14 protein-coding genes, 3 tRNA genes and 1 pseudogene are annotated in these 14,989 nt (G+C 41.3%); 4 read left to right on the top strand and 14 right to left on the bottom strand.

Annotation, left to right across the window (positions count from 1 at the left end):
• Positions 1-54: 54 nt before the first annotated feature.
• From AB5Z12_RS15540 to AB5Z12_RS15520, 5 genes are all read right to left on the bottom strand, one after another.
• Positions 55-128: transfer RNA gene (locus AB5Z12_RS15540), tRNA-Arg, on the bottom strand.
• A gap of 184 nt (positions 129-312) precedes the next feature.
• Complete coding sequence (locus AB5Z12_RS15535) at positions 313-759, bottom strand: hypothetical protein (protein WP_368357363.1); 447 nt, start codon at positions 757-759, stop codon at positions 313-315.
• A gap of 232 nt (positions 760-991) precedes the next feature.
• Positions 992-2,383 carry an aminopeptidase gene (locus AB5Z12_RS15530; protein WP_173734947.1) on the bottom strand — a complete coding sequence of 464 codons (1,392 nt, stop codon included), beginning with the start codon at positions 2,381-2,383 and terminating at the stop codon, positions 992-994.
• A gap of 188 nt (positions 2,384-2,571) precedes the next feature.
• On the bottom strand, positions 2,572-4,302 hold the full coding sequence (locus AB5Z12_RS15525; protein WP_195409139.1) for an ABC-ATPase domain-containing protein: 1,731 nt from the start codon (positions 4,300-4,302) through the stop codon (positions 2,572-2,574).
• Between the two features lie 451 nt (positions 4,303-4,753).
• Entirely contained in the window at positions 4,754-5,485 is a 732-nt protein-coding gene (locus tag AB5Z12_RS15520; RefSeq protein ID WP_187566363.1) for a histidine phosphatase family protein, read from the bottom strand.
• Positions 5,486-5,809: 324 nt separating this feature from the next.
• Here AB5Z12_RS15520 and AB5Z12_RS15515 point away from each other — a divergent pair, with 324 nt between their 5' ends.
• The gene (locus AB5Z12_RS15515; RefSeq protein ID WP_173734950.1) at positions 5,810-6,382 is read left to right on the top strand and encodes a hypothetical protein; all 573 of its coding nucleotides are present in this window, start codon (positions 5,810-5,812) and stop codon (positions 6,380-6,382) included.
• Positions 6,383-6,426: 44 nt separating this feature from the next.
• Here AB5Z12_RS15515 and AB5Z12_RS15510 read toward each other — a convergent pair whose 3' ends face one another.
• Positions 6,427-6,738 carry a hypothetical protein gene (locus AB5Z12_RS15510; RefSeq protein ID WP_195409140.1) on the bottom strand — a complete coding sequence of 104 codons (312 nt, stop codon included), beginning with the start codon at positions 6,736-6,738 and terminating at the stop codon, positions 6,427-6,429.
• Positions 6,739-7,041: 303 nt separating this feature from the next.
• On the opposite strand from AB5Z12_RS15510, the pseudogene AB5Z12_RS15505 reads away from it, so the two are divergent.
• Positions 7,042-7,125, top strand: a pseudogene (locus AB5Z12_RS15505) (DUF6783 domain-containing protein); the annotation flags it as partial.
• Here the strand turns inward: AB5Z12_RS15505 and AB5Z12_RS15500 are convergent.
• On the bottom strand, positions 7,122-7,748 hold the full coding sequence (locus AB5Z12_RS15500) for a lactate utilization protein (RefSeq protein WP_148463733.1): 627 nt from the start codon (positions 7,746-7,748) through the stop codon (positions 7,122-7,124). The pseudogene AB5Z12_RS15505 and the gene AB5Z12_RS15500 overlap by 4 nt on opposite strands.
• Before the next feature lie 682 nt (positions 7,749-8,430).
• Positions 8,431-9,594 carry a PucR family transcriptional regulator gene (locus AB5Z12_RS15495; protein ID WP_173719139.1) on the bottom strand — a complete coding sequence of 388 codons (1,164 nt, stop codon included), beginning with the start codon at positions 9,592-9,594 and terminating at the stop codon, positions 8,431-8,433.
• 188 nt (positions 9,595-9,782) lie between these two features.
• Between AB5Z12_RS15495 and AB5Z12_RS15490 the strand changes: the two genes are divergently transcribed.
• Positions 9,783-9,941, top strand: coding sequence for a hypothetical protein (locus tag AB5Z12_RS15490; RefSeq protein ID WP_187566364.1), 159 nt, complete (start codon positions 9,783-9,785; stop codon positions 9,939-9,941).
• A gap of 53 nt (positions 9,942-9,994) precedes the next feature.
• Here AB5Z12_RS15490 and AB5Z12_RS15485 read toward each other — a convergent pair whose 3' ends face one another.
• Positions 9,995-11,317, bottom strand: a complete 1,323-nt coding sequence (locus AB5Z12_RS15485; protein ID WP_173769932.1) for an MATE family efflux transporter — start codon at positions 11,315-11,317, stop codon at positions 9,995-9,997.
• 406 nt (positions 11,318-11,723) lie between these two features.
• On the opposite strand from AB5Z12_RS15485, the gene AB5Z12_RS15480 reads away from it, so the two are divergent.
• Positions 11,724-13,079, top strand: coding sequence for an MATE family efflux transporter (locus tag AB5Z12_RS15480; protein WP_173771621.1), 1,356 nt, complete (start codon positions 11,724-11,726; stop codon positions 13,077-13,079).
• A gap of 99 nt (positions 13,080-13,178) precedes the next feature.
• Here AB5Z12_RS15480 and AB5Z12_RS15475 read toward each other — a convergent pair whose 3' ends face one another.
• The 5 genes from AB5Z12_RS15475 to AB5Z12_RS15455 all read right to left on the bottom strand — a co-directional run bounded on the left by AB5Z12_RS15475 (position 13,179) and on the right by AB5Z12_RS15455 (position 14,989).
• A complete protein-coding gene (locus AB5Z12_RS15475) occupies positions 13,179-13,661 on the bottom strand; it encodes a hypothetical protein (protein ID WP_173771619.1) in 483 nt (160 codons plus the stop codon).
• Between the two features lie 238 nt (positions 13,662-13,899).
• Positions 13,900-14,187, bottom strand: coding sequence for a hypothetical protein (locus AB5Z12_RS15470; RefSeq protein ID WP_330382821.1), 288 nt, complete (start codon positions 14,185-14,187; stop codon positions 13,900-13,902).
• Positions 14,180-14,506 carry a nucleotidyltransferase domain-containing protein gene (locus tag AB5Z12_RS15465; RefSeq protein ID WP_325064572.1) on the bottom strand — a complete coding sequence of 109 codons (327 nt, stop codon included), beginning with the start codon at positions 14,504-14,506 and terminating at the stop codon, positions 14,180-14,182. The genes AB5Z12_RS15470 and AB5Z12_RS15465 overlap by 8 nt, the downstream gene beginning before the upstream one ends.
• A 321-nt stretch (positions 14,507-14,827) precedes the next feature.
• Positions 14,828-14,913: transfer RNA gene (locus tag AB5Z12_RS15460), tRNA-Leu, on the bottom strand.
• Between the two features lie 3 nt (positions 14,914-14,916).
• Positions 14,917-14,989 (bottom strand) — tRNA-Val (locus tag AB5Z12_RS15455).

Genomic DNA, 14,989 nt, shown 5'->3' with positions numbered 1-14,989 from the left:
TAAAAAAAAGCCAGAAACCCTTGATTTTTCTAGGTTTCCGGCTCTTCTCAATTACGTGTGTTAGAGGATTCGAACCCCCGGCCTTTTGGTCCGTAGCCAAACGCTCTATCCAGCTGAGCTAAACACACATTTATTACTTGTGAAGTACTTGTCCCTCACAACAATGGATATTCTACACGATACCTGTGGTTTTGTCAACACCTTTTTGAAATTTTTTTAAAATATTTTTTTTTAGGTATTTTTTGCACGATTGGTACTATTTTAAAGACTCTATCAGAGCTCTCTAACTTCTTCCAGCATGACGGTGCCTCCCTATCTCCTGGCTTTCTTCGCCTGCCAGTTCAGCACTGCGCCCATCATATAAATAGCCGGGAACATCAGCATTCGGATCACGGAAGCCGGATCGAAATCTCCGAAGATCATAGTAACGATTACTTCTGCCACAACCTCTGCAATAAGAAGGCCTCCCATTCCCACACAAAGGCCTGCATTCTCCACCTTACCAGCCTGTTTCACTCCAACCACGCCAGCTGCCAGGTAGATCACTCCTGCCACCAGAACCATCACATTGCTTGCCACCAGCTGGCTGTAAGTCATACCGTTCTGATTCAGATATTCTACAACTGCGCTGTCACTGCTACCCTTCATAACCAGGGAAAGATTGTTTCCACTTCCAAATGCCAGCAGAACGCCAAGAAAAAGCAGGAGCATTCCTCCCACCTTCAGGATGGTCTCTCCCGGTGCCTGTTTTTTCAACATAATCCAACTCTCCTCATTTAATAGAATTTTCAAAAACACATTTCAAAAGGATCTAACATTTTTTCTATAAAAATTACGGACAGACATATAAAGTCTGCCCGATAATTTTTATAATTTACACAATCAACAAGCCAAAGTCCATGCTTGCATGAAACCTTAGCGACTGCTGCGATAACGAATCAAAACTCGCAGAGCGTGTTTTGTCTCGTTTCCAATTTTCTTTAGCTCTTACTTACGCATCCAGAAGGAACGCCTTATAAGCCTTCTTCGCCTCGTAAACATCCGCCTTGCTGGTAACCTCCCACGGTGCATGCATACTGAGAACAGAAACACCGCTGTCAATTACTTCCATACCATAAAGAGCTGCGATAAAAGCGATGGTTCCGCCGCCGCCTACATCAACCTTACCAAGCTCAGCTGTCTGGAAGCAAACCTTATGGTCGTCAAAAATTCTGCGGACTCTTGCCACATACTCTGCATTGGCATCATTGGAGCCGGATTTTCCACGGGCACCTGTAAACTTGTTGAGAACGATACCTCTTCCAAGATACGCAGAGTTCTTTTTCTCAAAAGCTTCTGCAAATGCAGGATCATAGCCGGCACTTACATCTGAGGAAAGCATGCTGGAATTCTTCAGAGCCTTTCTCAGTCTGAGATCTGAATACTGTCCCATTGCATCCAGGACCTCTGCTACACTGTTCTCAAAGAAATGGGACTGCATACCAGTTGCTCCCACGCTTCCGATCTCTTCCTTATCTACAAGGAGACAGCAGCTTGTACGCTTCGGTGCTTCCATCTCAAGAAGGGCCAGAAGGGAAGTATATGCGCACACTCTGTCATCCTGTCCATAACCAGCGATCATGCTGCGGTCAAGACCACAGTCACGAGCCTTGCCAGCTGGAACGATTTCAAGCTCTGCGGAAAGGAAATCTTCCTCTTCCACACCGTATTTCTCGTTCAAAATACGAAGTACATTCTCCTTAACAGCCTCTTTCTTCTTGTCATCCGGAAGATCCTTCAGTGGCTGGCTTCCAATCAGGATATCCAGCTTCTCACCCTCAACAGCCTCAGAAGCCTTCTTCGCCATCTGCTGTCCTGCAAGATGGATTAAAAGGTCTGTGATGTAAAGAACCGGATCGTCCTCATCCTCGCCGACGGTTACATTTACAACAGTGCCATCCTTCTTCACAATTACACCATGCATTGCCATTGGAAGAGCAACCCACTGATATTTCTTTACTCCACCGTAGTAATGGGTATCAAGATAAGCCAGATCCGTATCCTCATATAACGGATTCTGCTTAATATCCAGTCTCGGAGAATCAATATGAGCACAAAGGATATTCATACCCTGTGCCAGATCATCCTCTCCAATATGATACAGGGCAATGATTTTCTGCATTCCGACCTGGTAAACTTTATCTCCTGCTTTCAGATCTTCGCCATTTTTCACCTTTTCTTCAAAGGAAACATAGCCTGCTTCCTCAGCCTCTTTCACAATCTGTGTGATACATTCACGTTCTGTCTTTCCTACATTTAAGAAATGACGATATTTCTTTGCCACAGTTTCCAGATCCTTCATATCAGCATCTGAATATGTGAGCCATGCGTTTGGACGTTCCATAATCTATATCCACCTTTCTCCTGTTTTCATTTTACACAGGGAAAATAATCCCTGTGTTTTCCTCATCCAAAATTCATTATAGCGTATAACCAGGTAAAAAGCTACTGGCAAATAGGTTTTCTTGCACAAATCTTTTGTCGCGCAGTCCAACACTTTGCACTGCCTTTTTTGATATGGCCAAATCCGGTTCAAGGTCTCCTGTATCGGTTAAAACAAGCATATACTTCCTGTCGTCTTGGCACTGCATAGCCGCAGGAAGTATATCCTTCTGACAGAAAAGACAGCCCTTCTTTTTCCAATTTACTGCAAAGCAGCTCCACAATTTCCGGCAGTGTTCTTTTCCCATCAATCAGTTTTTCCACTGCATATTTCAGCAACGCTCCTAAAGCTCCTGTCTGCTCACTGTCGATCAGCTGTTCCACATATCGCAGATCCACTTCCTGTTTTCCAATGGAAAAACCATCTCTGCCATGTACCTTTACTTTCAGCCTTTCCGGCTTATCCTGCGCCTTAGAATGACCGTAATAAGCCTTCTTGGAACCGTTCAAGAGCGTATTTTTTGACATGATGCGATGGCTTTGTGGGGTTTTAAATCCAGCTGCCGTATTCTCATTTAAAGGATAATCCCTGCAAAGTTCACGGACTTTTTCTGTGATATCTACTGGCATATAATTGTCCATCTGAATCACGGTATCTGCAATATGGAAAAAAGCCCCGGAGCTTCCGGCAACCAGAATTGTGGAAATCCCCTCCTTTTCATACAGATCCCGGGCACGTTCCAGAAATGGGGTGATCGGCTCTTTTTCCCGGCTGATCACATGCCGCATAAAGGCATCGCGCACCATAAAATTACTAGCAGATGTATCTTCATCCAACAGAAACACCTTGCTTCCTAACTCTATTCCTTCCACGATTCCTGCTGCCTGGGAAGTACTTCCGCTGGCATCTTCCGTGGAAAAACAGGTGGTATCTTTTTTATTGGGAAGGTCATTTATAAATAGGGAAATATCCACATCTTTCACAAATCGACCATCCTCAGAGCGCAGCTTCTGGGCTGTGGAATCCGTGATCACATATTCTCTTCCATCTCCCTGAATGTGGTTATACACGCCCAGTTCCAATGCATTCAGAAGGGTAGATTTGCCGTGATAACCACCACCAACGATCAACGTGATTCCCTTAGGAATTCCCATTCCGGTTATTTTTCCCTTATGGGGAAGCGCCATAGTCACCCGAAGACTTTCCGGCGAAGAAAATGTCACGCTCCCTTTCATCGGCTTAGATGAAATACCACTCTCTCTTGGCAGAATCGCGCCGTCATTTACAAAAGCAACCAGGGAACGCTTCTTTAATTCTTCCCTGATATACGCCTGATCTTCTGCCAGGAAAATAGTATTTTCCAGATCTTTTCCACTTAAATTTCTGTATACAAATGCTTTTTCCACACAAGCCGGCAGAAATTCAAAGAAAATTTTCTCCAGCTCTCCCGCATTTATAGTACGTCCATTTGCCGGAAATCCTACAAAAAACCGGGCTGTAATCCCCTGATTTGTAATCTCACAGGCCGTTCGCTCCAGCACCTCCTGACCGCATCTGGTCACAGAAATAAGTCCACTTTTTCCAGAGCCTTTTGCCCGAAAAGTATAGCGGTTCACCTGCTGTTCAAACTGTCTGGTAAGATAGTCTGCCAGAGTAATTCTGGTCAGTTTATCTTTATAATATTCCGCTGGAAATCCAGCTTCTCTGTGGGAAATTTTCACACTGACATGGGACGGTGATGCAAATGGATCGCCCTGTACATGATCAATTGACAAAACATATTTCTTAAACTGATATGCCCCTTTCAGGGATTTATAAGCAGGATAGCTCTTCCGGTTGATGGAACGGAGCATGTCCTGTAACTGATTTGCTGACTGCATAAGTACCTCCATTGTCTATAATAACATTGTCAAGCAACGATATCACGCTCTAACTCTTCGCCGCATTCAGTAATAATACTAATTTTTCCCACAACGTAAAACCACCGCCCAGTCAGCGTTCTTGCCAACAGACGGTGGTTTATTTATACATTTTTAGGGAAAGGAAAGAGTTTTTCTTAAGAGTTCTTTCTCTTAAGATGTATATATCATATCGCATAATTGTGAAAAGCATTTGTCCAAATTATAATTTTTTTCTAAAATTTCTAAAATGAAAATAACTAATTCGTAACTGGCATCACAATTCCATCCCTGTTCTTCCCATTGTGTCCTGTTTTCAGATCATAACGTTTCATTATCTTCTGAAAGTCAGAACATAACTCTTACCATCCGTTAATACTATGAAGATTACTGTTCACGCCCTTCACAACAACACGCTTCTCAATGCACAATGTCAGTCGTGTCTCTGTTCCTCATTTCCATACGCCTCGCAAAATCTTGCAGCGAATGCCGGTGGTTCGTTATTGGCATAAAGGTGGGAAATATCACCGAAAGAGCTCATGCGGAAAGCTGCTATTCCCTGACGGCGTTCTTCTGTGGTCAAAGTTGTCACAGAGGATGGGGCAGCCACGCAGCCATGCCAAAGTACCATCGGAGAGATATTCAGCAGATGGCTGAGAAGTACACACTCCAATCCAAAATGACAGAAGAAAATAATCGTGTCATTATTCTCCTCATTTACTTTATAATAATGGCCTTCCCTCTCATATCCATGCTTCGCCAGAAGCTTGTCGAACTCCCCGATCACACGGTCATACTCTTCTTTCACATGACCTTCCTGCATAGCCTCATTCTCAAACCAGTGGTCATACTGGAAAAAGCGCTCGTCTGCCATCCAGTCCTGTGGCAGCCAGTCCCATGCAATAATCTTCTTATCTTTCACATCCGGGCGCCAGATCTGGCAGGGAAACTCCTTCAACCATTCACACTCTGTGGCTGTTCTCCCCATCTTTTTCAAAGTGGGAGCCGCAGTATCCTTCGCTCTTCCAAGGGGAGATACATAGAAAGCTTTTACATCTAATTTGGAAAGCTTCTGGGAAAGATACTCCACCTCTTTCCAGCCTTTTTCCGTAAGGGAATCTATATCATAATCCGGGTCACCATGGCGTACAATCAATAATTTCATAATGTCACTCCTCGTTATTTCGCTTTTGAATCACTAATAATTTCAAGCTGTTTCTTATTTCATTGAACAATAACGATTTTAGCATATCTTCACAGATAATTCACCATATTTCTTACCGTCATTTCTTTACAATTTTTGTGAAAGAAGTATATAATAATGCTATATCAACAGGTCTTTTGACGCTCATATCTTATATGAATTCAAACAGACGCTGATCGGATCATACTTTAATAAATACAAGAACTAAGTGGACGCAATAACCACTTTCAGATTACATTTTATCCCTCAATATAACTCAATTTACGATTCAAGCGAGGTACCCACATGAAAAAACTTGCCGTCATTTTCCCAGGTGTCGGTTATACCTGCACCAAGCCCCTTCTCTATTATACTGCTTCCATGGCTGCTGAACGTGGTTATGAAATCATACGCCTTGACTACGGCCAGGACATCCACACCTTCCACGGCCGCACCCCAACAGAACTGGAACCTATCATAAAACTGGCAATAAAAAGAACGCTTCCCCAATTGGAAAACGTTCCTTTCTCTGAATATGATGACATTATTTTTATCTCCAAAAGCATCGGCACCACCATCGCCTGCCAGCTTGAAACAGCCCTGCAGCTGAAAGGAAAGGTTCATCAGTTTCTCATGACTCCGATTCCTTCCACTCTCCGTTATCTCTCCGATATCAACGGGCTCTTCTTCGCCGGAACCGCCGATCCCTATATGCCGGAGTCCAAGATCCGCGCTGCCGCAAGAAACTTCCCCGATAAAACCGGCGGGATTTTCGAGGGCTGCAACCACTCCCTGGAGCAAAAAGGCGACACTTTAGGTGCGCTGAAGAATGTCAGACTGATTGTAGAATGTCTGGATAAAATGCTAACAAACGCTTGAAAAAAAGCTTCCTATTTACCAGAGCGTGTTTCACGATTCCAATTTTACATATTTCCACTTATTGCAGCAGTTCCATTCAGCATTCCCATCCCCTGCAGTAAGCTTATAGTATCCCTTATCCCAGCTGCATAAGCAAGATCTGAATATCTCTCGTCCCGGGTCTGCAGGCAGGCGATGTAATCATCGATCACACGCTTTACAGTGTGGGATAATTGCAGCTGGTCATATCGTTCCTCCAGATACTTCAGATCCTCATTGTCCTGTCTGATGTAGGAAGCATTTTCATCCACCCGCTGCTGCTCCATCACCATTTTCTCAATGTTCTGAAGCATAATCATTTTTGTTGTCATTTTCATTATTGATTTCCTCCTGATATGTACTTATAGATCACGGTTCATTGGTAACGTTTTCCCGAATCACACAAGCTGTTCTTCTGTGATTCCAAGCTATTTTAGGGTTACAATTTAAGCAGTGATAAAAAATCCATTTTTCTCACACTTACCGTCATTATTCTACGTTTTATATCAGGATTTTGCAACAAAAATCGTCCGACAACTTTCCCTATAATTCGACAAAAGTGGCCGAAAAGGCGTGTATTTACGCCTTTCCTGGCCGTTCATTGACTCGCTCTTTTGGAGCGTGTTTGAAAAGGACATTCTGCAAAGTGGGGTGTGCAGACTGCGGAAATGATTTTTCAAGCACACTCTAAGCTATGCCCTATTATAATAAAGCGCACCGTTTAAAGCCCAAGGATATCGTTTACAAGAATAACATGTATTCTATCTTTATGCCTGGAATATCTTGTAATCAGAAACTGACAGCAAATCGTATCTGGAGATTTACAGTCAAAGCATTTTCCTGCGGTTTTGCAAGGTGTCTTCACCTCAAACCTCTGTGCATTCGCCGGAGCTGCCACATTTCTTGCCCGCTTCATAGCTGCGTCAAGATCTGAACAGACCTTATTCATTCCCACAATGAAAACCACCTTCTTCGGTCCCTGGGCAATACAGGAAACCCGATTGGAATTTCCATCAATGTTTACCATAACACCATCACTGGTAATGGCATTTGCGCTGGAAAGAAATACATCCGCATCATACGCTGCCATCAGGCTTTCTCTTGGTGCCAATTTCGCGCGATTAATATAATTATAATTTCCATCCTCCAACGCCTTGATCAGTCCGATCTCATGAGCACTTGTGCAGCCACCCATGGCAATACTGCTGCCCTCCGGGATCAGTTCCAACGCCTGCTTTACAGCAGCTTCTCTGTCTGCGGCGTAGTAACCTGACATATTGCGGGATTCCAGGCCTTTGATCACATTTTGAGCCAGTACTTCATTTCTTTTTTGCATATTAATATCCATTGCTTGCTCCTCCTGACATTATTTTAGTATAAATTATAAGCCAAATTTCATTCTTTATCAACTTCCGACTTGACTTATTTTATATTTCGCCAGAGCGTAGTAAAAAAATATATTGTCATTTTTTTTCAGAAAATTTATTTTAATTTTAAACTTCTGTGATATAATGCCTTATTATAGAAATTCTAACGGATAAAACGAGGTAAACCTGGTGAAGAAAAAAACACTTTTGCCTCTTATCATTTTTTTACTGGGCATATGCCTTGTTGGTTTCATTGTATACAAAACAGACACCCACGAAAAGAACGAGAGACACATAACAGCACAATTAAACGCAACAACCTATGTGGAACGCATAAAAAATGAGATTGCGAGTGGTCATCAATCTGAGAGGTTTACACAAAGTAATTTACACTCCGCCCTGTTGCATAAAATAATGCAGATCTGAACAAGACCTGCATTATTTTATGTGCTTTTCACACGTATTTCCCCTTCATTTTATCCGCTTTATCTTCCCAAAATCCGATCCAGATTTTCCAGAATTACATCAACATTGATTGGTTTTGCAATATGTCCATTCCTTCCTGCCTTGATTGCTTTTTTACAATCTTACTTATGTAAAAAAATTGCTTCTATTATACGACTGCGCTACACTATGCACAAGAAAAACATTACTGCGCAATACTTATATCTGCCCATGCATATTTCTGATATAAAATGCAATCTGATAGGGCAGTCTCTCTTCCGGCGTTTTCAACTCATTTCCCAGAATTTTCCTGATATTTCCGATACGGTACAGCACCGTATTGCGATGCGTATACAATTCTGCTGCCACAGCCTGAATACTTCCATTATGCTTCAGATATGACTGAAGAGTTTCCACATAACCGGCATGATATCTTCTGTCGTATTCTTCCAATGCTGCCAGACATTCTGTTTCCATTTCCTTCAGTATTTCTTTATCTTTCACCATATAAAGCAGACGGAACAACCCGCAGTCATCAAACTTTACCACCTGCTTCTTTTGTGTCATCGCTATGTGTGCTGCCGCCTTCGCTCTCTGATAGCTTACCGAAAGCTGGGAAATATCCATACATCTGCTCCCGATTCCCACGCACAATTGCAGTCCGGGCATACGTCTTTTTCCTCTTTTTATGGCCCCCTCTACAAGGCGGCATAAATACTCTTCCGAAAGCGCATTCGCTACCAGCACAAAATCAGAGTTGTAATAAAAAAAGCTTCCATTGTGAGTGATATCCTCCAGATATACCTGTATTCGATAAGACAGCTTTTTTCGCTCCACTGTGTCCATGGAGTCCAGCCCCTCACAAGTCATCAGCAGCACCTGAAAGCTTCCATCTACATCAAAATACTGTAATAAATCTTTTCTATATGCATCCTGATTATCCGGAGTCTCAATAGCTGCAATCAGGGCGGATGCGATCTGCTCATCTGTAGTATCCTGCAAAAATACATGAATACTGAAGTCTTTTATCATATCTGATAAATGCACTTCCCAGGGCACAGTCAGTAGCGGAAGGTCATTTTCATCACAGTATGCTTTCAATTCTTCCGGCACCTCATAAATGTACTGTCCCACATTGATAACAAGCCCTGATGCATGATACCGGTTCAGCTGCTGTGCCAGATGCATCCAGTCTTCTTTTTCCGGAAAGCCAAGCCCGGTTGTCACTGCAAGCTCCTTTCCCCAGAAATTCTGTATGATCGTTGTATCCTCCAGAAGATGTACCCAGCTGATTGAATTGGACCATCCATTTTTTCCGGCCAGAAACTTCATTTCATATCTTGTTTCTGCTGTCAGCATCATATCCTGTATTGTAAAACTCATAAAACCTCCCTTTTCGTTTCCCAACCCCATGCTGTAAAGTTTTCAAATTTTCCACCTTATTATATCATATATTTTGTGCTGGCAACACATAATTCCTCCTTGATTTTTAGAATCCGCCCCCATAGTTTTTCCTTAATTTTGTGCTAGAATATAAGTAACTTAAAAAACAAATTAAAGGAGGCGTGAATATGAAATTCGCAGAATATACAAGTTCCCTGGATGCACTTCCCGTTCCAGAATGGATCATATCAGAACGTTATATGTATTGTGACAATTTTATAAATGACTATACGAAGTCTCGGCATTTTGATCTTCTGGCTTTTGTCAAACGTCTCTTCCGCAAATAATATGCGCTTCTTTTCATAAAAAGGACATCCTAGTTTTCAGGATGTCCTTTCTTTTACTTTTTTCGGTAAATACGAAGCATCAAAGGTGTCTCTACAAGCAGCATGGCAATCCATCCTGCCAGATAGGAATATGGCAGTGCCTCAATACCAAAATTCCATAACAAAACCATCGGTGCCGCTGCAATGACACGGACTGTCATATTGGTAAAGCTGCTCATTAAGGTCACCTTCAGATCTCCGATTCCACGGAAAAATCCCTGAAGCGCATTTGTAACAGCGGGAAGAATATACATTACTGCAATCAGGTGAAGATAAACCACTCCATGTCCGATAACTTCCTCATCTTTTACAAATAATGACATCAATGGTCTGGCAAATCCCAGACAGATCAGCATAACTGCTGCTCCATAAACAAGCTCCAGTATCATTCCACATCGGAAGCCTTCCCTCATACGGTCATTTTTTCCAGCTCCTTTATTCTGAGCCATTAATGCAGTCATCGCATGGGCAATATTCTGTTCCGGTGTGATGGCAAAATCATCAATGCGATTAACCACTGCAAAGGCTGCTGCTACCGATACTCCCATTGTATTAACCAGTGCCTGTATTGCGATTTTTCCCATCTGTACAGTTGCCTGCTGCATGGCTGATGCCCACCCGTAAGCAATGGTTTTCTTCAAAAGCCCGGCATCAAATACCAGCCACTTCTTCCCAAGCCGAAGAATCGGTACTTTTTTCTGTATATAGATAATACAAAACAGACAGCAGAGCGCCTCACTGAGTACTGTGGAAATTGCACATCCATTACTTCCAGCCTTTAATACGATAACGAAAAACAGGTCTCCGAAAATGTTCAGAATTGCACTGATGATCAGAAAGTACAAGGGGGATGCACTGTCTCCCAATGCCCTTAGGGTGCTTGAAAAAAAGTTATATAAAAATGTAAACATTAATCCCAGAAAAATAATCCGCAAATATTGCACTGTCATATCCATAATGGATGGATCCACCTGCAATAACAGCAGAATGGGTACAGCAAATATTACACAAACCAATGTGAGAAAAAACGAAAAAACCGCACCAGACAACAGAGTTGTACTGATCTGTCTGTGCAAGGTCTCATAATCTTTTGCTCCATACTGAATCCCCATCAGGATACTGGCTCCCATACACAATCCGTTCAGAAATAATATCATCAACGTGCTGACCGGATTACAGATTCCCACAGCAGCCAGGGCCTCCTTTCCTACAAAATGCCCTACAATGATGCTGTCAACTGCATTATAGGTCAGCTGAAACAAATTTCCCAAAACAAGAGGAACTGTAAAATTAACAAGAATGGGCATGATTTTCCCAGTAGTCAGATCCTTTGTCATATCCTCACACTCCCAACCCAAAGTTTTGCACACTCACATTTTAGCTTAAAAAAAGTAATTTCACAATGTCCTATTTTAACATTTTATATAGCATATTCTAATCGGATATGTTAAACTATAATTTGTCACTTTCTCTGTTTCATTGATTGTAATAAAATGATATGAGTGTCAAAAGGTCTTTTGACACTCATTTGATACCCGGATTGCTACGCAGCTACGCTGCTCCCGCAATCCTCCAAAACATTCGTAATCCGCTCATTTTTCTTTGAAAAATGGCTACTTACTCATGTTTTTGGCGGGTCAAGAGGTCAAAAAGCCTCTTGCAAGCAAGCTTGCATCGGCTTTCTGACCTTTTGACCCTGGTATCATCATATTATAAATTGTAAGAACTAAGGAAAACTGTAACATGCTAAATAAAAAAGATTTCTTAAAATATGCATCGACATTGGCATTTCCAATTATGATTCAAAATTTGATTTCAACATTGGTGAATATTGCTGATACTGTAATGCTTGGATATGTAAGCCAGACTGCCATGTCGGCTTCATCGCTTGCTAACCAATATACTTTCATTCTTTTTTGTCTATATTATGGTATGGCCACCGGTACTTCCGTTTTATGTGCCCAGTACTGGGGAAAAGGTGATAAAAAGACTGTAGAAAAGATTCTCGGCTTAGCAGAGCGATGCACCTTAATTATCTCTCTGATATTTTTCCTTATCTCCTTTTCCATGCCAACTACGGTTATGAAGATTTTTACAGACAATCCTGATACAATTGCTGCTGGAAGTGAGTATTTGAGGGTACTTTCATTTTCACTTATGTTTATGGGATTCTCTCAGGTTTTTATGAGTGCCCTTCGAAGTATCGGAAAGATAATGCTACCTTCTGTTACATACATTGTCTCCCTTTGTGTCAATGTACTTTGTAATGCCACCTTCATCTTTGGCTTATTTGGACTTCCAAAGCTTGGCGTTACCGGTGTTGCTCTTGGTACTGTGATTGCCAGAATCGCAGAGGTATTGATTTGTCTCATCTACTCCTTGAACAAATCAAATGTGAGATTCCGAATAAAATACTTCTTTGCGAAATCGGGGATCCTGTTCCAGGATTTTATGAAAATTGCAACTCCAGCCGTAATAAATGACCTCGTCTGGAGCTTTGCCAGTTCCGCATTCGCAGCAATTCTTGGGCATATTGGTAATGATATGGTTGCTGCAAATGCCGTCGCTGTTATGGTGGTAAACATTGGTGCTATCGCCTGTCGGGGTTTTGCCAATGCTACTACCATTATTATCAGTCAGGAGCTGGGGAAAAATCACATTGATACAGCCAGAGAATATGGGAAACGGATGCTCAGAATAACCATTATTGTAAGCCTGATCGGATGTGCCGTTATTCTGGCGATTCGCCCCCTGATACTGGATTTTTATCGGGATAAGCTGACAGAAACGGCCATTTATTATCTTGGCGTTTTTATCATTATGACGACCTGGCGTCTTGTTGGAGAAGGTATTAATACCTGTCTTATATGCGGCTGCTTCAGAGGTGGTGGTGATTCCAGATTTGGAATGATCGTTGATTCCATATTTATGTGGCTTGTAGCAGTTCCTCTCACATTTCTTGCCGCATATGTTTTTAAACTACCGCCTATCTGGGTATACTTTGTAATGTCTTTGGATGAACTTGAAAAAATGCCTGTAGTATTTATTCACTATTTCAGAAGAAAATGGCTTACAAATATTACCAGAGATTTTGATTGATCCTACTTATTCACAATTATAAAATGCTCCCTTCTGAATGACAGGTTTTTGTTCTTTCACATTCCTGCCCAGTAGGGAGCATTTCTGAATCCTATGATCTTATTCTTTTTTAACAATCAGCCTTATACTGTAAACCGAGGCTATTGCTATGATAAAGCCTAATGGAATTGCCACACAATAAAACACAAAATTTACCAAATTGTTATATGGGCGGAGTTTATAAATTCCTTTTGAAGTCCGATAAACCTCGACCTTAACTTTATCACCAACGTATACTTTCTGATTATAGGTTTCTTCTCCTTCATAGGATTTTCCATCAACCTCAAATGCTAATTTAGTCCGATATTTTACTGATCTTGAATTCTTTTTATTTTTGTCTTTATCATCACTGTTATCAATCTCACGGCAGGATTCTACAACTGCAATAACCTCTCGTTTGTCTGTAGTGTTTTTGTACTCCTGGCTTTCAATTCTGTTTAAAATCATACCATATATTCCTATACCACACATGGCAATGCCAAGGACTAAACCTAATACCGAATATAATATATTGTTCCGCTTCTCTTTTTTATCCTGCTTCATACACATCCTCCGCAAAACCTGTTTTTGTTTTCGATTCTTGTAAAGAACACATATTGTAAAAAATTCTCCTTCAATTGACCATGTATTCTCTATACTAATAATAATCCATCAAAAACCGGTTTGCACTATTACTTGTGCCAGTAAATGAAGAGAAAATGTTATTGCTTACTTTGTCCACAAAAAACACCTCGCGGAACGTTGCCAGTGACTTCACATGTATCTATCCAGACAGTCAACTCTACAGCTCTCCGAGTCTCTCTCTCAAATTTTTTCGTGCTTCAGTTGCACTCATAGTTTTGGCACCATCTATTCTTTCCCACTCAGCCTGAAGTACTCTGGCACGTAACCGAAGTAACTGTTCACGCTTTTCATATGTATCAATACTCTTAATTACCATATCTCCCTCATCATTTTGGGTGATATAAATAGACTCGTTGGTTTCTTTTAAACAATAGTCAGCTACTTTCAGACTATCATCAGCTTGTGTAATTCGATAATTGCTTAAATCTTTTTGTCTCTCATCCAATTACAATTCCCTCCTTCTCTACATCATCATAAAACGGCAATGCTCCCAGCCAGTATCTGTAATGTGCTTCATTCTCCAGAACTGGATTTATTACAATCCCTGACTCCAGTTCTAGATCAAACGCCAGATCAAAAATACTGTTTTCGACCTGCTCTATTTCTTCTTTTGAAAGAGGTGTTAATATCATAACATCAATATCCGAATTTTCCTTATAATCTCCACGGGCATAAGAACCATAGACAATAAGTTTGGATAGATTATTTTTTAATATTTTTTTAGTCCCTTGTACAAATAGCATTAATACTTCCTGTCTAATCAAGTTGCTACCTCCTGTCAGATTATTTTCATCTACAGTAATATTTTAATAATATTGCAGCTGACTACGTAAAGCAAGCTATTATTTTACTTTTATTTTTGAAAGCGCAACCTTTGAAACTATCAAGCATGGAAATTCCAGTTTCCAGCTATAAAAAAAGTGAATATTATACCAGAATATTATTTTGAAACTGCTTAAATATTTTGTATCTGCTGTCAAATCTGATGTCAAAATCCATTTTTGGGGTAAATAAGAGGTGATCCAGAAGGGTGTAAATATATCCAGACATCAAAAAAACCCTTGAAAATCAAGGGTTTCAGGTCATGCCGCAGACCGGAATCGAACCGGTACGGGTATCACTACCCACGGGATTTTAAGTCCCGGGCGTCTGCCAGTTCCGCCACTGCGGCATATGGGACCTATAGGGCTCGAACCTATGACCCTCTGCTTGTAAGGCAGATGCTCTCCCAGCTGAGCTAAGATCCC

The sequence above is a fragment of the Ruminococcus sp. RTP21358st1_G6_RTP21358_211008 genome (assembly GCF_040908885.1).
Lineage (GTDB): Bacteria > Bacillota > Clostridia > Lachnospirales > Lachnospiraceae > Blautia_A > Blautia_A faecis.
The sequence above is the reverse complement of the archived record's forward strand: the minus strand, read 5'-3'. Positions and strand labels throughout refer to the sequence as shown.